The sequence below is a fragment of the Kocuria sp. WRN011 genome, assembly GCF_002295155.1.
Classification (GTDB): Bacteria; Actinomycetota; Actinomycetes; order Actinomycetales; family Micrococcaceae; genus Kocuria; species Kocuria carniphila.
Genome location: NZ_NSGI01000007.1, coordinates 74,776 through 96,475, shown reverse-complemented (window position 1 = coordinate 96,475; position 21,700 = coordinate 74,776). Strand labels below are relative to the sequence as shown.

Annotated in this window: 16 protein-coding genes and 1 riboswitch; of the genes, 14 read left to right on the top strand and 2 right to left on the bottom strand. The window is 65.6% G+C overall.

Annotation, left to right across the window (positions count from 1 at the left end):
• Positions 1 to 32: 32 nt before the first annotated feature.
• The 8 genes from CKW39_RS11070 to CKW39_RS11035 all read left to right on the top strand — a co-directional run bounded on the left by CKW39_RS11070 (position 33) and on the right by CKW39_RS11035 (position 9,567).
• A complete protein-coding gene (locus CKW39_RS11070) occupies positions 33 to 1,691 on the top strand; it encodes an AMP-binding protein (RefSeq protein WP_095798179.1) in 1,659 nt (552 codons plus the stop codon).
• Positions 1,688 to 2,464 carry an enoyl-CoA hydratase/isomerase family protein gene (locus CKW39_RS11065; RefSeq protein WP_095798178.1) on the top strand — a complete coding sequence of 259 codons (777 nt, stop codon included), beginning with the start codon at positions 1,688 to 1,690 and terminating at the stop codon, positions 2,462 to 2,464. Before CKW39_RS11070 ends, CKW39_RS11065 begins: the two co-directional genes overlap by 4 nt.
• Before the next feature lie 11 nt (positions 2,465 to 2,475).
• A complete protein-coding gene (locus tag CKW39_RS11060; RefSeq protein ID WP_095798177.1) occupies positions 2,476 to 3,255 on the top strand; it encodes an SDR family NAD(P)-dependent oxidoreductase in 780 nt (259 codons plus the stop codon).
• A 29-nt stretch (positions 3,256 to 3,284) separates the two neighbouring features.
• Entirely contained in the window at positions 3,285 to 3,962 is a 678-nt protein-coding gene (locus CKW39_RS11055) for a GNAT family N-acetyltransferase (protein ID WP_143469988.1), read from the top strand.
• A gap of 143 nt (positions 3,963 to 4,105) precedes the next feature.
• The gene (efeU, locus tag CKW39_RS11050) at positions 4,106 to 4,981 is read left to right on the top strand and encodes an iron uptake transporter permease EfeU (protein WP_095798175.1); all 876 of its coding nucleotides are present in this window, start codon (positions 4,106 to 4,108) and stop codon (positions 4,979 to 4,981) included.
• A 65-nt stretch (positions 4,982 to 5,046) separates the two neighbouring features.
• Positions 5,047 to 6,207 carry an iron uptake system protein EfeO gene (efeO, locus tag CKW39_RS11045; protein WP_095798174.1) on the top strand — a complete coding sequence of 387 codons (1,161 nt, stop codon included), beginning with the start codon at positions 5,047 to 5,049 and terminating at the stop codon, positions 6,205 to 6,207.
• 3 nt (positions 6,208 to 6,210) lie between these two features.
• On the top strand, positions 6,211 to 7,569 hold the full coding sequence (gene efeB, locus CKW39_RS11040) for an iron uptake transporter deferrochelatase/peroxidase subunit (RefSeq protein WP_095798173.1): 1,359 nt from the start codon (positions 6,211 to 6,213) through the stop codon (positions 7,567 to 7,569).
• Positions 7,570 to 7,866: 297 nt separating this feature from the next.
• Positions 7,867 to 9,567 (top strand): cytosine permease, encoded by a 1,701-nt coding sequence (locus CKW39_RS11035; protein WP_254049382.1) that lies wholly within the window; start codon positions 7,867 to 7,869, stop codon positions 9,565 to 9,567.
• Between the two features lie 81 nt (positions 9,568 to 9,648).
• Here CKW39_RS11035 and CKW39_RS11030 read toward each other — a convergent pair whose 3' ends face one another.
• Both CKW39_RS11030 and CKW39_RS11025 read right to left on the bottom strand, forming a co-directional pair.
• Positions 9,649 to 11,028, bottom strand: coding sequence for an NtaA/DmoA family FMN-dependent monooxygenase (locus CKW39_RS11030; protein ID WP_216823176.1), 1,380 nt, complete (start codon positions 11,026 to 11,028; stop codon positions 9,649 to 9,651).
• Between the two features lie 48 nt (positions 11,029 to 11,076).
• Complete coding sequence (locus tag CKW39_RS11025) at positions 11,077 to 12,456, bottom strand: MFS transporter (RefSeq protein ID WP_095798172.1); 1,380 nt, start codon at positions 12,454 to 12,456, stop codon at positions 11,077 to 11,079.
• 47 nt (positions 12,457 to 12,503) lie between these two features.
• Positions 12,504 to 12,622, bottom strand: a riboswitch (SAM riboswitch).
• A gap of 198 nt (positions 12,623 to 12,820) precedes the next feature.
• Here CKW39_RS11025 and mtnC point away from each other — a divergent pair.
• The 6 genes from mtnC (at position 12,821) to CKW39_RS10995 (ending at position 21,585) form a co-directional block, all read left to right on the top strand.
• Positions 12,821 to 13,585, top strand: coding sequence for an acireductone synthase (gene mtnC / locus CKW39_RS11020; RefSeq protein ID WP_095798171.1), 765 nt, complete (start codon positions 12,821 to 12,823; stop codon positions 13,583 to 13,585).
• 36 nt (positions 13,586 to 13,621) lie between these two features.
• On the top strand, positions 13,622 to 14,914 hold the full coding sequence (locus CKW39_RS11015; RefSeq protein ID WP_254049381.1) for an MFS transporter: 1,293 nt from the start codon (positions 13,622 to 13,624) through the stop codon (positions 14,912 to 14,914).
• 225 nt (positions 14,915 to 15,139) lie between these two features.
• Complete coding sequence (locus CKW39_RS11010) at positions 15,140 to 15,505, top strand: DUF6504 family protein (protein ID WP_095798170.1); 366 nt, start codon at positions 15,140 to 15,142, stop codon at positions 15,503 to 15,505.
• A 31-nt stretch (positions 15,506 to 15,536) separates the two neighbouring features.
• Positions 15,537 to 19,073 carry a DNA polymerase III subunit alpha gene (locus CKW39_RS11005; RefSeq protein WP_095798169.1) on the top strand — a complete coding sequence of 1,179 codons (3,537 nt, stop codon included), beginning with the start codon at positions 15,537 to 15,539 and terminating at the stop codon, positions 19,071 to 19,073.
• 71 nt (positions 19,074 to 19,144) lie between these two features.
• Positions 19,145 to 20,368: a metallophosphoesterase family protein gene (locus CKW39_RS11000; protein ID WP_095798168.1), complete on the top strand. Its 1,224-nt coding sequence runs from the start codon at positions 19,145 to 19,147 to the stop codon at positions 20,366 to 20,368.
• Between the two features lie 146 nt (positions 20,369 to 20,514).
• Positions 20,515 to 21,585 carry an App1 family protein gene (locus tag CKW39_RS10995; RefSeq protein ID WP_095798167.1) on the top strand — a complete coding sequence of 357 codons (1,071 nt, stop codon included), beginning with the start codon at positions 20,515 to 20,517 and terminating at the stop codon, positions 21,583 to 21,585.
• Positions 21,586 to 21,700: the final 115 nt, after the last annotated feature.

Here is a 21,700-nt window from a genome sequence, read left to right as displayed (position 1 = left end):
GAACCGTCTCAGCGTGCAAAGGAGCACCCGTCATGACCACGTATGAAACTCTCCTGACCCAGGGCATCATCGACCACAACACCCAGGCCGGTTACTGGGATGGCCAGATCCTCACCGACCATCTGGACCGAGCCGTGGAACGCGACCCGAACGCCGTCGCCTCCGTGGACTCGCGCGGATCACTGACCTACGGCGAACTTGCCCAGCAGGTCGAGCGCACTGCACACGGCCTGATCCAACTGGGCCTGGGTCGCGGCGACGTGATCTCGTTACAGCTGCCCAACTGGAAGGAATGGGTGATCCTGCACCTGGCCGCCGTGCGCATTGGCGCGGTAACCAACCCGCTCATCCCCATTTATCGCGACCGCGAGATCTCGTTCATGATGGAACGGGCCAACACCCGGATCCTGGTGGTGCCCGATTCGTTCCGCGGCTACGATCACCTGGCGCTGGCCCGGCGCATGGTGGGCGGCCAGCAGGACCCGGCGCGCGTGATGGTGCTCGCCCAGGATCCCGCCAACCCGCCCGCGCTCGAAGAGGGCGAGATCGCGTGGGGCGAGTTCATGGCCATCGACTGGGCATCGAAGGGGTCCCCGGAAGAACTGGCCGAGCGCCGCCCCGACGCCAATGATGTGGCCCTGTTGATGTTCACCTCCGGGACCACCGGGCGACCCAAGGGCGTAATGCACACGCACAACACGGTGTGCGCGGCCGGTCTGCCCTGGCCGGACCGCATGGGCATGGACCACCAGGACGTGATTCACATGGCCTCGACCTTCGGTCACCTGACCGGCTACCTGTTCGGGGTGGAACTGCCCATCCTGCTCGGCGCCAAGGGCGTGTTCCAGGACGTGTGGAACAAGGAGAAATTCGTGGAACTGATCGCCGAACACGGCATCACCCACACCTCCGGCGCCACCCCGTTCCTGCACGACCTGCTGGACGCCTCTAACCTGGCCGACCACGACGTCTCGTCCCTGCAACGGTTCTGCTGCATGGGCGCACCGATCCCGCGCGTGCTGCTGCGCAACGCCCGCGAAGAAGTGCCCGGACTGTCCGTGCTGGGTGGTTGGGGCCAGACCGAGTGTGCGCTGTCCACGTGCGGTCACCCGAGTGACCCGGTCGAGAAGATCACCACCACCGACGGTCGCCCAGTGCGCGGTATCGAGGTGCGGATCACCGACCTGGACGGCACCGCACTGCCGGCAGGTTCCGAGGGAAAGCTCTGGGTGCGCGGACCCTCCCTGTTCGTGGGGTACCTGGACCAGTTGGACAAGACCCGCGAGGACTTCGACGGCGAATGGTTCGATACCGGCGACCTCGCCACCCTCGACGAAGATAGCTACCTGACCATCGCCGGGCGCTCCAAGGACCTGATCATCCGCGGCGGCGAAAACATCCCGGTCGCCTACCTGGAAAACGTGCTGCACGAGCACCCGTATATCGCCTCCGTGGCGATCGTGGGCGCGCCGCACGCGCGCCTCCAGGAGATTGCGTGCGCGGCCGTGGTGATGAACGACGGCGCCGGGCCACTGACGCTCGAGGCCGTCCGTACCTACCTGGATGAGAAGGGCGTGGCCAAGTCCTACTGGCCCGAACGCGTGGAGATCCTGGAGGACTTCCCGCGCACCCCGTCCGGCAAGATCCAGAAGTACCACCTTCGCGAGCGTTTCACGGGGGACACCGCATGAGCACCGAACTTCTCACCACCGACCTCACCGACGGGTTGTTGACCATCACGATCAACCGCCCCGAGGTGCGCAACGCCCTCAACGCGGACGTGCTGACCGAGATCGGCGAAATCCTCGACCACGCCGAATCCGATGACTCCGTCCAGGCCATCATCTTCACCGGAACGGGGGAGAAGGCCTTCATCGCGGGCGCGGACATCTCTGGTCTGGTTAATTACACGGCACTGGACGGGCTGAACGCGTCCATGCAGAAGCTCTACGACCGCATCGAGAACTTCCAACGTCCAACTCTCGCTGCCATCAACGGCTACGCGCTGGGCGGCGGCTGCGAACTGGCCATGGCGTGCGATCTGCGGATCGCGTCCACCAATGCACAAATCGGCCTGCCCGAGACGGCCCTCGGGGTGCTGCCCGGGGCCGGTGGCACCCAACGCTTGACTCGGCTGGTGGGGCGGGGCCGCGCCGTCGACATGATTCTCTCCGGACGCTTCGTTCCTGCCGACGAAGCTCTGCAGATGGGGCTGGTCACGCGCGTGGTGGCCCCGGAGGAATTGCTCGGCACAGCGCGGGAGATTCTGGACGGGATCGCGGCGCGCGGTCCGCTCTCGATTCGACTGGCTAAGCTCGTGATCAGACACGGTGCGGATGCCGATCAGGCGACCGGTCAGATCATCGAACGCCTCGCGCAGTCGTTGCTGTACCAGAGCGAGGACAAGGCGGAGGGTGCCGGGGCGTTCCTGGAGAAACGCACACCGCGGTTCACGGGTCAGTAAGGGGCACGGACATGAGCTTGGGTCAGCACGTGGGTCAGAAGATTTTGGTGGTCGGGGCCGGTGGCATCGGTAGCGCCACGGTCGAACACCTGGTCACCGAGGACGCACGTGTGGTCGTTGCGGGCAGGAACGTCCGCATGGATGGACCTTTCGATGACCCCAAGGACGAACTGGGCATCGTGCTGGGCCACCTCACCGTGGACATCACCGATGAGGGTGCTGTGGAGTGGGGCGTCACCCGCGCCGCGGAACTCCTCGGCGGCCTCGATGCCCTGGTGGTCACGGCGGGTCACCGCCACGAACTAGCACCCCTGCACGAAACCCAGGCGGGCTGGGCCCGGGAGATCATCGAAACCGAGTTGATCGGCGTGATGTCCCTGGTGCGTCATTCCCTGCCCTTCATTCGCAACGCAGGAAACAAGGGGCGGCGTGCTGGCATCGTGGTGGTTGCGTCGGACAGCGCCAAGGCCGGCTCAATGGGTGACGCGGCGTCGTCGGCGGCCCGCTCGGGAGTGCTGGGCATGGTCAAGTCGGTGGCACGCGAGAACGCGACCGTGCCGCTTACCGTCAACGCCGTGTGCCCGGGTCCCACCGACACCGAGATGTATCGCCAGGCCGCGGAAGCCGAGGGAATGACCGGCAAGGTGTTCTCGGGGATGGCCAAGGGCATTCCGGCCCGCAGGCTGGGCCAGCCCGAGGAGATTGCGGCGACCGTGGCCTTCCTACTCAGCGAAGGCTCTGCCTACATCACCGGACAGGCCCTGTCCGTGAGCGGTGGATTGACCATGTGACCAGCGGCGCTGCCGCTAAGCTGCCCACCATGAGTCACGTCGAACCCCTGGAAGACATCTTTGCGCCGTTCGCACTGCGCATCTCCTGCGGCCCGCTCAGAATGCGTTTCGTCCGGGACGTCGACGTGCCCGAGATCGCAGCAGCCATCCACGAACACGGTATTTACTCCCCGGACCAGCCCATGCCCTTCATGCGGCGCTGGGCCGAGGCGGGACACGACCTGGCGGTCAACACGCTGCAGTACTACTACGATGCGTTCGCGTCCTGGTCACCGGAGTCATGGATCCTCTTGCTGCATGTGAGCATGGACGGTCGGTTCGTGGGCATCCAGCACCTCGAAGCGATTCAGGACTTCCGCCAAACTCGCGCCGCCGAGACCGGATCGTGGCTGTTACGGCACGAGCAAGGGAAGGGCATCGGAACGCTGATGCGCCAGGCTGTTCTGGCGTTCGCGTTCGACGAGTTGGGCGCCCAAGTTCTGGAGTCCGGCGGCATGGTGGGCAACCAAGCATCCCTGGCCGTGTCCCGGAAGCTCGGTTACGTTCCTAATGGTTATCGACGCTGCGTACACGCAGACGGCGTGGGGTGGCGCGACGTCGAAATGTACCGGTTGGCCCCGGGAGACCTGGTGCGTGCACCGTACCCCGTGAAGGTCACCGGAGCCGCGGCATTCCGGGCATCGATCGGGTTGCCGGACGCGCGCTGAAGCGCGTTGTTCGCGTCACACAACGACGCACTGGGCCACCCGGAAAAAATCTCCCGCGCACATCTTCTTTACTGGCATGCACTGTGCTAATTTCACCTTGTTCAGGTTAGGCTCACCTAACCTCATAAGTGGAAGACAGTCGGATGTTCCAGACATTTCTGATCGGTCTGCGCGAAGGCCTCGAAGCCGCGCTGATCGTCGCGATCCTCATCGGATACCTCAAGCGCACCGGCCAGCGCTACGCCGTTCGTCGATTGTGGATCGGCATTGCCGTGGCCATCGCCATTTCACTGGCCTTCGGCGCACTCCTGACGTTCGGACCCTCCACCCTCACGTTCGAAGCCCAGGAAATCATTGGCGGAACCCTGTCCATCCTGGCCGTGGGATTCGTGACCTGGATGATCTTCTGGATGGCCAGCGCCTCCCGAGGCCTGAAACGAGAGCTCGAATCCCGGGCAGACGTCGCCCTGAAAGGCTCCGCAGTGGGGCTGATCCTGCTGGGCGCCTTCGCCGTGGGCCGCGAGGGCCTGGAAACCGCCCTGTTCCTGTGGGCCGCCACGCGGGCAAACGCCGGCGGCGGGATCTTCGCCCCGACGCTCGCGGCACTCGGTGGCATCCTGGTGGCCATCGCCCTGGCCTGGCTCATCACGCGCGGCCTGCTCAAGCTCAACCTCTCCACGTTCTTCCGCTGGACCGGTGGATTCCTGGTCATCATCGCGGCAGGTGTTCTGGCCTACGGGTTCCATGACCTGCAAGAAGCGGGCGTGCTACCCGGCCTGAACTCCCTAGCCTTCGACGTGTCCGAACAGATCCCGCCCACCAGCTGGTACGGCGTGCTCCTCAAGGGCGTCTTCAACTTCTCACCGGCCACCACATGGCTCGAGTTCGGCGTGTGGTGGGCCTACGTGCTCACGGTCATGCCGCTGTTCATCGCCCGCTCCCGCTCGGCCAAGAGAAAGCCGACGACGCCGCCGGCGGCCTCTTCCGCTCCGGTCGCGAGTTTCTCGGCCTCCGCCTGAAACCTCATTTCTTGTACTTGCCTGATGCACCCGACACCGGGGCACCGAATTTCTAAGGACCATCCATGCGCTCTGTCTCCACCCGCCTTCCCGCCGCCGTGACCGCCGTGGGTCTGTTGTTCACGCTGGCCGCGTGCCAACCCAACGATCAGGGTGGTGAGAACGGCGCGATTGCCGTGTCGAGCACCGACGACCAGTGCGACGTCGGCGTGGGAGAAGCACCCGCGGGAACCCTGCGTTTCGACGTGACCAACGACGGCTCCAAGGTCACCGAGTTCTACCTGCTCGGTGACGACGGTCTGCGCATCGTGGGCGAGGTGGAGAACATCGCACCCGGGCTCAATCGCACGCTGACCGTGTCCGCTCCGCAGGGCAAGTACTTCACGGCGTGCAAGCCGGGCATGGTCGGTGACGGTATCCGCAACGAATTCACCGTGACCGAAGGCGAGGGCGGTGCCGAGGTCAACGCCGAGGATTCGCAGCTCAAAGATCAGGCCACCACGCAGTACGCGGCCTATGTCAAGGATCAGACCGAGCAGCTGATGACGGGCACCGAGGAGTTTGCCAAGGCGTACACGTCCGGGGACGATCAGAAGGCGCGGGAGATGTACGCACCCGTGCGCATGCACTGGGAGCGCGTGGAACCGGTGGCCGAATCCTTCGGCGACTTGGACCCCAAGCTCGATCTGCGCGAAGCGGACCTGGAAGAAGGTCAGGAATGGACCGGCTGGCACCGGATCGAGAAGGACCTGTGGCCGCCCCAGGACGGCTACGAGGCCATGAGCCCGGCCGATGGCCAGAAGTACGCAGATCAGCTGGTGGCCGACACCCGAGTGCTCTACGACCGCACTCGTGACATGACCTTCACCGCGGACCAGCTCTCCAACGGTGCCAAGGAACTACTCGACGAGGTGGCCACGGGCAAGGTCACCGGTGAAGAGGAAATCTGGTCCCACACGGACCTGTGGGACTTCCAGGCCAACGTGGACGGTGCACGTATCGCGTACGAGAACCTGTCCCCGCTGCTCGAAAAGCGTGATGCCGAACTGAACAGCACACTGGAGACTCGTTTCACCGACCTGCAAAAACTGCTGGATCAGCACAAGAAGGGCGACGGGTTCGTCCACTACGACGAACTGAGCCAGGAGCAGGTCAAGGAACTCTCGGACGCCGTGAACGCGCTGTCCGAACCGCTGTCCATGGTGACGGAAAAGGTCGTCGAATAACCCATGAACCACCGCCCAGAAGAGCACTACCCCGCAGCCGAACCTGGTGCGGGAAATCAATCGGACCCATCCGGTCAACCGGACCAGAAGGGCGCGAAGAAGGGTGTCAGCCGCCGAGCACTGTTCGGCACCGGAGCCGGCGCCGTGGCCGTGGGTGCTGGCCTCGGCTGGTTCGGTCGACCCGCGGCCGCCGCGATCCAGGATGCGGTGAACGGGGAGGCGCACAGCGACGTCGTCGACTTTTTCGGCGAGCACCAGGCCGGGATCGTGACTCCCGCTCAGGACCGGTTGTGCTTTGCCGCGCTCAATGTGCTCACTGAGGATCGGGCCGAGCTCGTGGATCTGCTGACCCGGTGGACCGCGGCGTGCGCGCGCATCACTCAGGGTTTAGATGTCACCGATACCGGTTTCGACGGCGGTTCCCAGTACGCCCCGCCGCAGGATACGGGCGAGGCCCACGACCTGTCCGCGGGACACCTGACGGTGACGATCGGATTCGGGCGCTCGCTGTTCGAGGACAAGGACGGCAAAGACCGTTTCGGCTTGCGGGACCGGATGCCCGAGGCCTTGATCGAATTGCCGCATTTCCCGGGTGACACCCTGGACCCGGCGCGGACCGGGGGAGACCTGTGCATCCAGGCGTGCGCCGATGACCCGCAGGTGGCCGTCCACGCAGTGCACAACCTGGTGCGCATGGGCTTCGGAATCGTGTCCACGCGGTGGATGCAACTGGGATTCGGGCGGACCTCGTCCACGTCGAAGAGTCAGAACACCCCGCGCAACCTGTTCGGTTTCAAGGACGGCACGGCCAACCTGAAGGCCGAGGACCCGGAGCTGCTCAACGATCACCTGTGGGTCCGCGACGGCTCCTGGATGGACGGCGGCACCTACTTGGTGGCCCGGCGCATCCGCATGATCATGGAGACCTGGGACCGCGAATCGCTGATGGGTCAGGAGAACATCATCGGCCGCACCAAGGGCACCGGTGCGCCGTTGTCCGGTGGCGAGGAGTTCACGGCACCGGACTTCGCGATGCAGGGTTCCGGAAATCAACCGATCATCCCCAAGGATTCCCACGTCCGCTTGGCTCACCCGGAGACCAACAACGGTGTGCAGATGCTGCGCCGCGGCTACAACTACGCGGACGGCACGGACCGGCTGGGCAATATGGACGCGGGGCTGTTCTTCATCGCCATGGTCAACGACCCCCGCACCGGCTACGTGCCGATCCAGAACAAACTGGCCCGCCAGGATGCCCTGAGCGAATACCTGCGCCACACCGGTTCCGGGCTGTTCGCCGTGCCGCCCGGGATTCCCAACGAGCCCGGGACGTACGTGGGGCAGCAGTTGTTCGAGGGGTGAGCTCAAGCCGTGTGATGCTCTCGCGAGTGCGAGGTGACTGTCGAAGGGTCGCTGCCGATGAATCGGCGGCGACCCTTCTTTCAATCGTTACACGCATGGCTTTCCCCGACACAGAAGTGTCGTCGATCGAAAACATTCCCGAAATAATTCGGGGCCATAGTTCTTCTGAGGTCGCCGGTTGGATGCACAACACGAACCGGCCTCCCATGGATTCGTAGCTGGTCATACACAGAGCCTTCCACCGGATCATCACGCATCTTTCAGCTCTCGGAGCTGCCCAGAAGAAAGATCGAACACATGTCGTTAGATACTCGGACACGTCCGGACCACGAAGGATCGACAACTACCGTCTCACCAGGCACCAACGCGGACGCGCGAGCGGCCACTCGCGAGAGTCTGGAGGATTACACGCTTCGGTTTGCACCGCGTTCCTACCGGAAATGGGGTGCGGGTGTGGTCGCCACGAGCGCACTCGGTGGGATCGCCTATTTGGCGGACTTCTCCATTGGCGCCAATGTCGGAATCGCGCACGGAACCACCAATGCATTGCTGGGTATTACCGTTGCCGCGTTCATCATCTTTGTCACCGGGTTGCCCCTGGCGTACTACGCGGCTCGGTACAACATTGACCTGGACCTGATTACCCGCGGTTCAGGATTCGGGTACCACGGGTCCGTGATCACCAACGTGATCTTTGCGACCTTCACGTTCATTTTCTTTGCCCTCGAAGGTTCCATCATGGCTCAGGGCCTGGAACTTGGGCTGGGTATCCCCAAACCCATCGGCTATGCGCTGTCGACCCTGCTGATCATCCCCCTGGTCATCTACGGGATGAAAACCTTGGCCACGCTGCAGGTCTGGACCACCCCGCTGTGGCTCGTGCTCATGGTGATCCCCGTGGGATATCTGGTCCTGGCCAATCCCGATTCCGTGGGTAGTTTCTTCGCGTATCAGGGTGAATCAGGCGCGGGTGCCGGGGTGAGCTTCGCCTCAGTCATGTTGGCCGCCGGCGTGTGCCTGTCACTGATCGCTCAGATCGCCGAACAGATCGACTACTTGCGATTCATGCCACCCAAGACCGATGAGAACCGTGTGGCCTGGTGGCGCGCCGTGATTCTCGCCGGCCCCGGTTGGGTGATCTTCGGCGCGATCAAGCAGATCACCGGTCTGTTCATCACGGTGTATTTGATTGCGACATTGGACCCGGCAGCCTCTGCGACCGCCAATGAACCGGTCCACCAGTTCTTGGGTGTCTACCGGGAGATGATGCCCGCGTGGCTGGCCATGACCCTGGCGGTGATCCTGGTGGTCATCTCTCAGGTGAAGATCAACGTGACCAACGCGTACTCAGGATCTCTGGCGTGGACCAACTCGTTCACCCGGGTGACCCGCACCTACCCCGGTCGCATGGTCTTCGTGGTGGTCAACTTGGCCATCGCCCTGGCACTGATGGAACTGAACATGTTCGACTTCCTCAACACCATCTTGGGCTTTTACGCCAACTGCGCCATGGCCTGGATCGTCACGGTTGCCACGGACATCGTGGTCAACAAGTACATCCTCAAACTTTCACCCAAGTACCCCGAGTTCCGTCGAGGAATGCTCTACAACTGGAATCCAGTGGGCGTGACGTCGTTGGCGCTCTCGGCGGGTATTTCCATCGCTATGTTCTTCGGCGCTTTCGGTCCGGCGGTGGCACCGTATTCGCCGATCTTCGCGGTCCTGATCGCCATGATCGTCACACCCGTCATGGCTGTGCTGACTCAGGGGCGGTACTACCTGCGGCGCGTGGATGACGGAATCGACCTGCCCATGGTTGATGCGGACGGCAACCCCTCGGACGTGACACTTACCTGTCATGTGACCGGGATGGAGTTCGAGCGCCCGGACATGCTGCTCTCCAATGAACTGGCTCCGGACGGATCCAAGCAGTACATCTCGTCCCTGGCGCTGGCCACCGACAAAACGGGGAAGTACGTGCTGCCCGCGCAACGTTGATTGCGCGAGCTGATACAAAACAAAAAGATCCCCCGGACACGTCACGTGCCCGGGGGACCTTCTACTGACAACGCGGCGGTCTTAGCTCCCGAACCGGAACTTCGCCCCCGCGTGATCCTCACGCAAGCGGGGCCCGGCCCCGCCGAAGACCTCGCGGGCCGTGCGGGAGGTAGCGGAAGCGGCATCGTCGGCGGTCAGTACGCCACGTTCGCGCAGAACGGGCGTGACGAACCGGCCGAAGCGCTCGAAGTCGGCCGGACGCACGCATGCATTGATGTTGAAGCCGTCCAGGTCCGCGACCTCGACCCAGCGCTGGAGCTCGTCGGCGACTTCCTCGGGGGAGCCCACGATCACGGGGCCGCGGCCGCCGATGGCCACGAACTCGGCGACTCGGCGCGGGGTCCACGCGCCCTCGGAATCCATCTTGGTAAACGAGGCCAGCGCCGACCGATTGGCGTCCGTCTCTACGTGCTCGAGCGGGGCATCCGGGTCCGCGCTGGACAGATCCACTCCGGTCCAGCCGGCGAACAGGGCGAGCGCAGCGTCGACGTCCACGTACTGCTTGAAGGACTCGAGGCGCTCGCGGGCGGCCTCGGAGGTCCCGGCCACGACCACCGCGGCGTTGGTGAAGACCTTGATCGAGAGGGGATCGCGGCCGTACTCGGCGGCGGCCTCGCGCAGGCCGGCGGTCCACTTGGCGACCTGCTCAGGGGTGGGCCCGGAGAAGAACACGGCCTCCGCGTGCTTGGCAGCGAACTTCAGCCCGCGCGGGGAGGCACCGGCCTGGAACAGGAACGGCGTGCGCTGCGGGGTGGGTGCGACCAGAGCGGGTGCCTGGACGTCGAAGTACTCGCCGGAATGTTCCGCGCCCTTGACCTTGTCGGGGTCCACGACGACGCCGCTCGCGGCGTCCGCGACGTAGGCATCGTCCGCGTAGGAGCCCTCCCACAGCGAATAGACCACGTCCATGTATTCGTCGGCGCGGTCGTAACGCTGGTCGTGGGGCAGCTGCTGACCCAGGCCCAGATTGCGCGCCGCCGATTCCTGGTAGGAGGTCACCACGTTCCACGCGATCCGCCCGTCGGTCAGGGCGTCCAGGGTGGAGAAGCGGCGCGCCAGGTCATAGGGAGCCGCGTAGGTGACCGAGGCGGTCACGCCGATGGTGAGGGTGCTGGTGGCTTTGGCCAGCAACGGTGCCAGGATCAGTGGGTCCAGCTGGGGCACCTGAACGCCACCGCGCAGGGCGGCGTCCGCGGACCCGCCGTACACGTCGTAGAGTCCCAGGACATCGGCCAGGAACAGGCCGTGGAAGCCCGCGTTCTCGATGATCTGGGCCTCCCGCTCCCAGTGGGACAGTTGCGCGTAGTTGCGCGACTGGTCCTCGGGGTGGCGCCACAGTCCGGGGGACTGGTGGACGGGCACGGGCATTTCGAAGGCATTGAGCAGCAAGGGGCGGGGCAAAAGGGATCCTTTCGGGTTGGTACTGGCGCGTGTGCGGGTGGTGCCGAGTCAGTACTGAGCGATCTCGGGTGCGTCGGTCACGGTGTCCTTGGCCATGCGGCCGGTGACCACGGAGATCACGGCCAGCAGGCTCAAGTAACCGCACAGCAGCCAGGGGGAGCCGCCGGTGGCCACGAGCCACGCGGCGATCATGGGGGTCAGACCGCCGGAGAGAATGGTGCCCACCTGGTAACCCAGGGACACCCCGGAGTAGCGCAGGTGGGTGGGGAACTGCTCGGCGAACAGAGCGGCCTGAGGGCCGTAGATGCTGTCATGCAGCACGGCCATGCCGATCAGGTACACCAGCGGCAGCAAGGCCAGCGGCCCGTGGTCCAGGTAGTAGAAGTAGGGCCACACGAACACGCCGATGGCGGCCGCGGCAATGATGGAGATGCGGCGGCGTCCCACGCGGTCGGAGAGCCAGCCCCAGAACGGGCCGCCCACCAGGCCCACGGCGGCGGCGATCAGGATGGAGATCATGACCCACTGACTCGCGCCGCGCTGCTGCGTCACGTAGGTGAGCGTGTAGACGGTGAGGATGGAGAAGATGGCCGGCTGGATCATGCGTTGACCGATGCAGACGATCACGCCGCGGGTGTGCTGGGTGAGCACCTCACGCACCGGCGACGACGCGGCGACCTTTTCGCGCTTGACCTCTTGGAACTCCTCGGCGTCCTCGATGCCGGCGCGGATGATCAGGCCGATGATCACGAGCACGGCGGAGAACAGGAAAGGTACGCGCCAGCCCCACGCCTGGAACTGCTCGGCGGTGGTGACGCCCTGCATGATCGCGAAGAACGCGGTGGCCAAGAGCATGCCGGCCGCCGAACCCACCTGCGTGAAGGAACCGAACAGTCCGCGCAACCCCTTGGGTGCGTGTTCCACGGAGAGCACCGCGGAACCTCCCCACTCCATGCCGGCGGACAACCCTTGGGCAATGCGGCAGGCAACGAGCAGGGCCACGGCGAACCAGCCGATCTGCGAGAAGCCCGGCAGCAGCCCGATCACCGTGGTGGCCACGCCCATGATCAACAGGGACGCGACCAACAGGGCCTTGCGGCCGATCCGGTCACCCAGGTGCCCGGCAATGATGCCGCCCAGGGGCCGGAAGAAGAACGCAATGGCGAAGGTCGCGAACGAGGCAATGATCGAGCCCACGCCCGAACCCTGCGGGAAGAAATAGTGACTGAACACCAGGGCTGCGGCGGCACCGTAGAGGTAGAAGTCGTACCATTCGATGGTCGTGCCCACGAAGGACGCGGCGAGCACGCGCTTCTTGTCACGCACTGCGGATCCCACGCTCGCGAGCGCGTGATCCGTGGCGGGTTGGGTCCGCTGGGCTGATGATGAATCGGTGACCGTGGGCACCGGGGCGGTGGCGGGGGCCATGACACTCCTCATGACGGGGCGCCACGGAAGAATGTTTGGTGAGCCGGACGCCGTCCTTGCCCGTACCGGTACTGATCACGGGCCGAATCATCACCTGGGGCACCCCACGACAGCGTCTGAGGGTTGCCGTCCGGCCAGCCAGGGCTTCGCACCGGAACTCGTGATTCTTGTCGCGTGAACCTAACCACACGATCGTTGAGCACCACAAATGATGAAGATTTGTGACCGCCCCGAGGATGCCTCTCGGGATGGCTCGCGAGGAGTGCGTCCTCCTGTTTCCGCCCGTCCCGGGTGCCTAGAATGGGCCTATTCCCCGGGTTGCCGGGGACAGACACCGTTGTCGAACGAACACAGGGAGCCGACCATGCCTGAGCCCGCCGCCGCCAATGCACTGGTGCTCGACCGACCCGAGGTCATCGTGGTCGACATCGAAGGCACCCTCTCCTCCACGTGGTACGTCCGGGACGAGCTCTACCCTTACTCCCGCAAACGCTTCACCAGCTACTTCGAGGAGTACTCCCACAAACCCGAGGTCGCCCGCGCTCGCCGGCAGATCATCGAGATGGCGGGACTGGACAGTTCCGCCACGGCAGAGGACCTCACGGGCGTCCTGGAAGCCTGGATGGATGAGGGGGAGATGCCCGCTCCACTGCGCACGATGCACGCATTGATCTGGCAGGAAGGTTTCGCGGCGGGAGAGTTCGTCTCGCCGTTCTTCGACGACGCGATTCCTGCGTTGCGGACCTGGTCCGAGCAGTCGATTCCGGTGTTCATCTTCTCCAACGGCACGCTGCCCGCCCAGCGCGCGTGGTTCAGCCACTCGCCCGAGGGCAACCTGATTCCCCTGATCAAGGGGCACTTCTCCCTGGAGTCGGCCGGTTCCAAACACGAGGTGAGTTCGTTCCGCAACATCACCCACGACGTGGCCGAGGCCCTTGGCAAACCGCGCGAGAAGTTCTTGTTCTTCTCCGACCAGGTGGAGGCCCTGGATGCCGCCCGCCAGGCCGGGTGGGACACCGTGGGCGTGCGCCGCCCCGGCGATCAGTTCTACGACGCCGGCGTGGGGGATCATCCCGAGATCCAGCGTTTGAATCAGGTACGGTTCATCCGTCGCTACGCGTCCCGCTAGCGCGATCGGGAGATTTCAGACGGGATAGCTTTCACCGTGAACAACACCACCATGCGCCCCGGGGCCGGGCGCGCACTTTTCGCTGCCGTGGCCGGAACCCTCATCGAGTGGTACGACTACGCCTTGTACGGCACGGCCGCCGGGTTGATCATCGGCCCACTTTTCTTCGCCGGAATGGACTCTGGTGCTTCCTTGGCCGCGTTCGCGACCTTCGCGGTGGGCTTCGTGGCGCGCCCGCTGGGTGGTGTGCTGGTCGGTCACCTGGGGGACCGCTACGGTCGCCGCCCGGCCATGTTGCTCACCGTGATTCTGATGGGCGTGGCCACGGTGGGCATCGGCCTGTTGCCCACCTACGCCGCGATCGGCGTGGCCGCCCCGGTGTTCCTGGTGCTGCTGCGTCTGCTGCAGGGCATGGGGGCCGGTGCCGAGTTGGCCGGGGCCATGACCCTGGTTGCGGAGTTCGCCCCGCCGCGGCGTCGTGGACTGATGACGTCGCTCGTGCTCGCCGCGCCCCCGGCCGGCATTGTGCTGGCCACCGGCGCGTTTCTGTGGGCGGCGTCTCTGGGTGATCAGGTGCTGTTGGATTGGGCGTGGCGCTTGCCGTTCCTGGCCTCGGCGGTGCTGTTCGCCCTGGCCATCTTCATCCGCGTCAAGCTTGAGGAGAGCCCCGAATACCTGGCCGCGCTCCACGCCGCCAAAGAGCGTGGGGAACGCCGCAGGGTGCCCGTGGTGGCCCTGGTGCGTGAGCACTGGCGCGCGGTGGTCGTGGGGTTCTTCGCGATTACCGGACACAACGCGCTCAACTACATCCTGGCTGTGTTCTCCTTGTCCTTCATGACCTCACCGGCCGTGGGCATGGATCGGGGATCGGCGTTGACCGCGGTGATCATCGGTTCCGTGTGCGGCGTGCTTGCGACCCCGCTGGGTGGCTTGGCCGCCGACCGGTTCGGTGCCCATAAGGTGTTGGCCTTCGGCTCGCTGCTGGGTGCGGTGGGTGCGTTCCCGCTGTTCTCGGTGCTGTCCTCGGGCAGCGCGATGGCTGCGACCGCCGCCATTTCCGTGGGTTACGGCGTGGTCATTGCCTGCACCTCGGGTTCGCAGGGCGCCTACCTGGCGGGCCTGTTCCCCGCCGCCGAACGCTTCAGCGGCATCGCCCTGGCCCGTGAGGCCAACGGTGCCATCGTGGCGGGATTCACCCCGCTCATCGCGGCCACCCTGATCACCGCCGCCGGCGGACAGACCTGGGCCGCAGCACTCTTCCTCATGGCGTGCTGCGTGATCTCGGTGGTGGGCGTGCTGCTGGGCAAGCCGGGCCGCTACACCTCATAACCACGCTCCTTCACAGTCACGACCTCGCGGTCGGCACTTCACAGTCACGACGACGTCGCTCGGTCCCCTTGGCCGGGCGACGTGCCCGTTTCCGGGTTCTTCCGGTGCTGCCCCGGGGGCCTTCCCGGGTCATCCCGTGGCGGGCCGCTTATGCGTGTCAGCGACCCTTGGCACTCTCACAGTACTCGAATAAAGTTTCGAATACACCGGGAGAGTGATCGAGTCATGACGGTACTGACTGCGGTAGAACACACGGACCTCACGTGGAGCGAGACGCACGATGCGGTGCGGATCGATGAGGGGTGGGGGCAACCCTGCGAGGTGCACTGCGATGAGTCGGGTGCCCCGTGCGAGTTGGTGTTCCGGGGCAGACTTCACCGCATTACGGCCCCACCGCAGCGCTGGTACGAACGTCGCCGCTGGTGGCAGCTGGAAGAGCGAGTTCCGCGGGAAAGCGGGCAGTCCGTGGTGGACCGGCAGCACTGGCGTGTCCAGGCGGCGCAACGCGGGGCCGTGATACCTCGCACTCTGGAATTGGTGCGCCACGAGATCACCGGCCAATGGTGGCTCGTGGCTGACCAGGCGGTTTGACATTGATCGAACAAACTTTCGAATATGAGGTATGCATTTCCCTCATTTGCGCGTGGCTTCCGCTTACAGCGCGCACTACGGTGTGGCTCGCCCCCACGAGCTCGCGCAGGTGGCGGCGTCCTACGGGGCGCAGGTCCTGGCGTGCACCGACAGGGACGGGTTGTACGGGGTGGTCAAGCACGTGCTGGCCTGTCAGCAGCACGGTGTGGCTCCCGTGCTGGGAGTGGACCTGGCGTTGTTGGGTCCGGTGGCGGCGTCGGCGGGGAAACACACTCGCGCCGCCGCCGGCCGGCAAGGCCAGCACGGTCGACACGGGCGCAGCACGGTGCCGCCGGCTCGGGTGATCGGGCGCGTGGTGGTGTTGGCCACCGGGGGTAACGGGGGAGCCGGGTACGCGGCGCTGTGCCGGCTGGTGTCCGCGGCCCATCGGAACCACGATCATCATGCAGCCCGCCCCATCGGGTTGACCCGGGACCAGATCGCCCGCCACGTGCATCGCGCGGCGGCCGGGGGAACTCCCGGACTGGTGGTGCTCGTGGGCCCGGATTCGGACGTGGGATCGCTGTTGGCCCGGCGTCGTTACCGGGCGGCCCGCACGGCCCTGCGCGCATGGAAGCGTGTCCTACCGGCCGGGTGTCTCACCGTGGAGACCGCAACCCACCTGGCACCGCAGGGCAGCACCCTCAGCACCGGTCACGCCGTGCGGATGCTCACCGTGGGGCGCGAGGCCGGGCTGCCGGTGATCCTCACCAACGCCGTGCGCTACGCCCACCCCGGCCAGGCCGTCACCGCAGACGTACTGGACGCGGCCCGCACCCTCATGTCCCTGGAGGAATTGGCCGGCTCGGATCCCGGGGTGCTGCAACCCACGGGGCAGGGGTGGCTCAAGAACACCGCGGAGATGACCCGGCTCGCCCACGAGATCTCGGCGGCCGCGGACCTCGGGGCCACCGGGGCCGCGCACCTGCTCGCGGACACCTACCGACTGGCCGAACGTTGCAGCCAGGACCCCGTCACGGACCTGCGAGTGGGCCAGCCGGTGATTCCGGAAGCCTCCGTCATCGGTCTCACCGGGAACCCCAACACCCAACTCAGAACCCGCTGCTACACCGGATTGGAGCGCTTCCACTCCCACGAGAACTGGGACCGCACGGTCCCCGGACTGAGCGGGGAATCGCTGCGCTCGCGGATGGACCGGGAGCTGGACGTGATTGCGCAGCTGGGATTCGCCGGATACTTCCTGACCGTCTCGGAGGTCTCCGAATTGATGACCCAGCTGAAGGTTCGGCACGCGGCCCGAGGCTCGGCGGTCTCGTCCCTGGTGGTGCACCTGTTGGGGATCTCTCCGGTGGATCCGCTCGAGTACGACCTGGTCTTCGAGCGCTTCCTGTCCCCGCGGCGCAGCAGTCTGCCGGATATCGACATCGACATGGAGAGCGCGGAGCGGCACCGGATCTATCACGAGATCTTCCAACGCTTCGGTAGCAGTCGGGTCACGCTCATGAGCATGCAGAACGCCTACCGCTCCAGGGGTGCCGTGCGGGATGCCGGGCTTGCACTGGGGTTGGAACAGGAACTCGTGGACCACATCGCGGCCCAGTTGTGGCGGGTCCCCGGGGCCACCCTGCGCGAGGAAATTGCGCAGCGCCCGGAGCTGACCCGGCTGGCCGATGACCTCAAGGCCAACCGGCAGCTGGATCTCCTGGTGGATCTGACCGAACGCCTGGACCGGTTGCCGCGCCACATTTCCATGCACCCGTGCGGGGTGATCCTCTCGGACGCCACCCTGCTGCACCGCACGCCTGTGCAGGCCAGCGGGATCGGGCTGCCCATGTCCCAGTTCGACAAGCACGACATGGATCCCATGGGCCTCATCAAACTCGACATCCTGGGCGTGCGCATGCAATCCACCCTGGCCTATGCGGTTCAGGAGGTGGCCCGGATGGAGCCGGACCGCCCCGCCCTGGACCTGGACGCCATGCCCCGCGATGACCCGGACACGTTCCGGCTCATCAGCTCCACCCACACGCTGGGGTGTTTCCAGATCGAATCCCCGGGGCAGCGCGAACTGATCGGGACCATGGGTCCGGAGGAGTTCAACGACCTGATCGTGGACATCTCCCTGTTCCGCCCAGGGCCCATGCAGGCGTCCATGGTGCGCCCCTACCTCAACTCCCGCCACGGCTGGAGCACCCCCGAGTACCCCCACCCGGACCTGGTGGACATCCTCAAGGAAACCCGCGGGGTGGCCGTCTACCACGAACAGATCATGCGGATGATGGACCGGATGACCGGTTGCGGACTGGCCACCGCAGACGAATGGCGGCGCAGGCTCGGCTCGGAGACCGAACAACGCGTGGAGGACGCCTTCCGCAGCGGGGCACGGGCCCGAGGCTACGACGCGGAAACCGTGGAGAAGGTGTGGGACATCCTGCATGCGTTCGGAAGCTTCGGTTTCTGCAAGGCCCACGGTGTGGCCTTTGCCGTACCCACCTATCAGTCCGCGTGGTTGAAGACCCATCACCCGGAGGCCTTCATGGCCGGGGTCTGGGAACACGACCCGGGTATGTATCCGGCTCGGTTGCTCGTGGGGGAGGCCCGGCGCATGGGCATCCCCGTACTCGGTCCGGACATCAACCGCAGCGTGGATCATCACCGCATCGAACCCGTGACCGCCCGGCCCGGCACCGTGGAATCCGGGGACCTGGACGAGGGCATCCCCTACACCCGTGGTGGGTCCTGGGGGATCCGGATGTCCCTCACCAGCATCACCGGGATCAGCGGCGCGGAAATCGAACGGATCGTGGCCGGTCAGCCCTACTCCACGCTTACGGATGTGCGCACCCGGGCCAAACCCTCTCGGCGGAGTCTGCAGCGACTGGCCTCGGCCGGGGCCCTGGACAGTCTCCTGAACACCTCGGGCGCTCGCGCCTCCCGCACCGACCTGGTGACCCACTTGACCCGGCGAGCCGATCAACCAGCCGCCTCTCGCAGCGCCTCGGCCAAGGGACAACCCGGCCCCGGACAACTGGCCCTTCCGCTGGGGGACCTGGAACTGACCGGGCTGCCGCCGGAACAACCCGAACCCAGCACCGAGGAGAAGGTGCGCGCGGAACTGGACACCATGAACATCGAAGTCTCCGCCCACCTCATGGACGGCCACACCGCTCTCCTGTGCTCCTACGGGGTCACCCGTGCGGAAGACCTGCTGGGACTGCGCAACGGCACCGAAGTAGTGGTGGCCGGGGTGCGCGTGTCCACCATGACCCCGCCCATGCGCAGCGGGAAGCGCGTGGTGTTCATTTCCGTGGATGACGGTTCCGGCGCGGTGGACTGCACCTTCTTCGACGAAGCACAGGCACTGTCCGGACCCGTGCTGTTCGCACCCACCATGCTGCTGGTCCACGGCCACACCCGCCGCACCGGACCCCGGGGCATCGGAGTGCAAGCGGTGCAGGCATGGGACATGGCCCATCCCGAAACCCTGCCCGACCCCGCCACCGTGCTGGGTTCCCAACCCAAACCCAGCCGTGCACCTGCACGAAAACCCCAGGTCACAACCTCTTAACGCAACCTCCCTACGGTGTGAATCATCAGCCGCCCACGGCGGCCAGGAATTCCTCACACCAGGAGCACGACATGTCCGAGAACACCCCTCGTCCCAGCCGCCGGAACCTGATCACCGGGGGCAGCGCGCTCGCCGCCGCCGGGGTGCTGAGCGCCGCACCCGTCGCCGCCCAGGCAGCACCGGCCACGGTGGCTCAACACCGCGGCCGAGGTCGCGGCCACGGCCAGATGCCGCTGTCCTTCGGTCAGAACGGCAAGTTCAAGATCGTCCAGTTCAACGACACCCAGGACGGCCCGCGCACCGATCGCCGCACCCTCGAGTTCATGGGCAAAGTACTGGACCGGGAGAAGCCGCAGTTCGCCCTGATCAACGGTGACGTGATCAACGGGTCTCCCCGCACCAACCGCGAGGTCAAACAGGCCATCAACAACGTGGTCATGCCCATGGAGTCCCGGGGCATCAAGTGGGCCGTGACGTTCGGCAACCACGACGAGGACTCCACCGAGGACAGCGGCACCGGCATGTACGAGCCACAGCTAGTGGAGTTCGTGCGCCAGTACAAGCACAACCTCAACCCCGGTGACGACCAGAAGGTCTTCGGCTCCTCCAACGCCCAGCTGCTGATTCGCGGCTCCCGCGGCAACGCACCGGCCTTTGCCGTCTGGCTGCTGGATTCCGGCCGGTACGCGGAGGACAAGCCCGGCGGTCAGGACCGCGAGGGACTCATGGGCTACGACTGGATCCGCCCCCAGCAGATCCGCTGGTACAACGATCTCTCCGCGGAGACCGAACGCCGCTACGGGAAGAAGATCCCGGGCCTCATGTACTTCCACATCCCCACCTGGGAGCACCACCACATGTGGTACGGCCAGCAGTTCAGCTCCGACGACGACGGTCACGCCGCCGCGGTGAAGCGCCACGGCATCGTGGGGGAGAAGCACGAAAGCGTCTACACCGGCATGATCAACTCCGGTATCTACGCCGCGGCCAAGGAACGCGGGGACATCTTGGGCATGTACTGCGGCCACGACCACATCAACACCTACATGGGCAATTACTTCGGCATCGAACTCGGCTACGGGCCGGGCACGGGCTTCGGCACGTACGGCCTCAACGACGGCACCCGCGACGAACACACCCTGCGCGGCGCTCGCGTGTTCGAACTCAACGAGCGCACCGAACGCGTCTACACCGGCACCCGCCTGATCTTCGCCAAGGACCTCGGTATCGACATGGCTCCCGAAACCCAGCCCATCGCCCGTCCCGAGCGCTTCCCGCGCTACGTGCGCGGCTGAGTTCCCCGCCGACGGCGCTCGGGAGCCTCGAGCGCCGTCGGCCACCTCGACGCCGCGCAGCCGGCCGCCGCCGCGGACCGGGACGGAGTTACGGCACAGTACGCGGCGGCGTCGTGGACGGGAACAGCTGTGAAAGACTGTGAAGCATGGCAAAACACACCGGTAGCGGGGACCTGTTCCAGACCGTTGATCAGGTCACGGAAGAGGCCATCAACATCGGCTACCGGTGGGAGCAGCGGCTGCACCGGTGGCGACAGGCGCGCGCCGAGCAGCGCGGTGACATCCCCACCATGCTCGCCTTCGACGGCTACGGCAGCACCCGGCACGTGCGCGTGCTGGGGCGCGTGCTGCTCAAGACGCGGCAGTTGATCGCGGACACCGATGATTCCGCCGAATTCATCCGCGGCTGGCGCTCTTTCACGTCCATCCCGTTGGCCTTCGCACACGTGAACGTGTGGCTGGGCGACCACGAGTTCCACCTGATGGCCGATAAGGGCGGCGTGATCGACGTGGACCTACAGGTCAGCATGGAGCCGGGTATTTACACCGTCTATATGCAGACCGACGGCTCCGAGGTCACGGAGGCTGCGGTGACCATTGTTTCCGAGGACCAGACCATCGGCGTGGTCTCCGACGTGGATGACACCGTGATGGTTACGGCCCTGCCGCGTCCCATGCTGGCGGCATGGAACTCGTTCGTGCTCAACGAGCACGCTCGCACCCCCACCCCGGGCATGGCGGTGCTGATGGAACGACTGCGCAATCACCATTCCAGGGCACCTTTCCTGTATCTGTCCACCGGTGCGTGGAACGTGGCGCCCACGCTGCGCCGCTTCCTGACCCGCAACGCCTACCCGGCCGGTACGCTCCTGCTGACCGACTGGGGGCCCACCACGGACCGCTGGTTCCGGTCCGGGGCCCAGCACAAGGTTCAGAACCTGCAGCGGCTGGCCAAGAACTTTCCGCACATGCGCTGGATCCTCATTGGCGACGACGGTCAGCACGATCCGCAGATCTACTCCGGTTTCGCGCAACGCCACCCGGAGTCCGTGGCGGCCATTGTGATCCGTAACCTTTCACCCACCGAGGCGGTGCTCGCCGCCGGCGCCCGCGCGACCGAGGACCGGTCCGTCTCGATCCCCGAGGGCACCCTGTGGATCGAAGGTAACGACGGCGCATCGATCTCGCACCAGCTACGCGATGCGGGCCTGCTGTAGAGCCACCCGAGGCAAAAACCGGCGTGCCGAGAGCATTCTCGACACGCCGGTTTTTTTTAATTTTCGGATGTGTTCAACGCCTCCGGGGTTGTCCACAGGACGGACGACTTCCGCG

Coding starts and splice junctions, on each gene's coding strand:
- CKW39_RS11070 (WP_095798179.1), top strand. CDS start 33: ATGACCACGTATGAAACTCTCCTGACCCAGGGCATCATCGACCACAAC.
- CKW39_RS11065 (WP_095798178.1), top strand. CDS start 1,688: ATGAGCACCGAACTTCTCACCACCGACCTCACCGACGGGTTGTTGACC.
- CKW39_RS11060 (WP_095798177.1), top strand. CDS start 2,476: ATGAGCTTGGGTCAGCACGTGGGTCAGAAGATTTTGGTGGTCGGGGCC.
- CKW39_RS11055 (WP_143469988.1), top strand. CDS start 3,285: ATGAGTCACGTCGAACCCCTGGAAGACATCTTTGCGCCGTTCGCACTG.
- efeU (WP_095798175.1), top strand. CDS start 4,106: ATGTTCCAGACATTTCTGATCGGTCTGCGCGAAGGCCTCGAAGCCGCG.
- efeO (WP_095798174.1), top strand. CDS start 5,047: ATGCGCTCTGTCTCCACCCGCCTTCCCGCCGCCGTGACCGCCGTGGGT.
- efeB (WP_095798173.1), top strand. CDS start 6,211: ATGAACCACCGCCCAGAAGAGCACTACCCCGCAGCCGAACCTGGTGCG.
- CKW39_RS11035 (WP_254049382.1), top strand. CDS start 7,867: ATGTCGTTAGATACTCGGACACGTCCGGACCACGAAGGATCGACAACT.
- CKW39_RS11025 (WP_095798172.1), bottom strand. CDS start 12,456: ATGGCCCCCGCCACCGCCCCGGTGCCCACGGTCACCGATTCATCATCA.
- mtnC (WP_095798171.1), top strand. CDS start 12,821: ATGCCTGAGCCCGCCGCCGCCAATGCACTGGTGCTCGACCGACCCGAG.
- CKW39_RS11010 (WP_095798170.1), top strand. CDS start 15,140: ATGACGGTACTGACTGCGGTAGAACACACGGACCTCACGTGGAGCGAG.
- CKW39_RS11005 (WP_095798169.1), top strand. CDS start 15,537: ATGCATTTCCCTCATTTGCGCGTGGCTTCCGCTTACAGCGCGCACTAC.
- CKW39_RS11000 (WP_095798168.1), top strand. CDS start 19,145: ATGTCCGAGAACACCCCTCGTCCCAGCCGCCGGAACCTGATCACCGGG.
- CKW39_RS10995 (WP_095798167.1), top strand. CDS start 20,515: ATGGCAAAACACACCGGTAGCGGGGACCTGTTCCAGACCGTTGATCAG.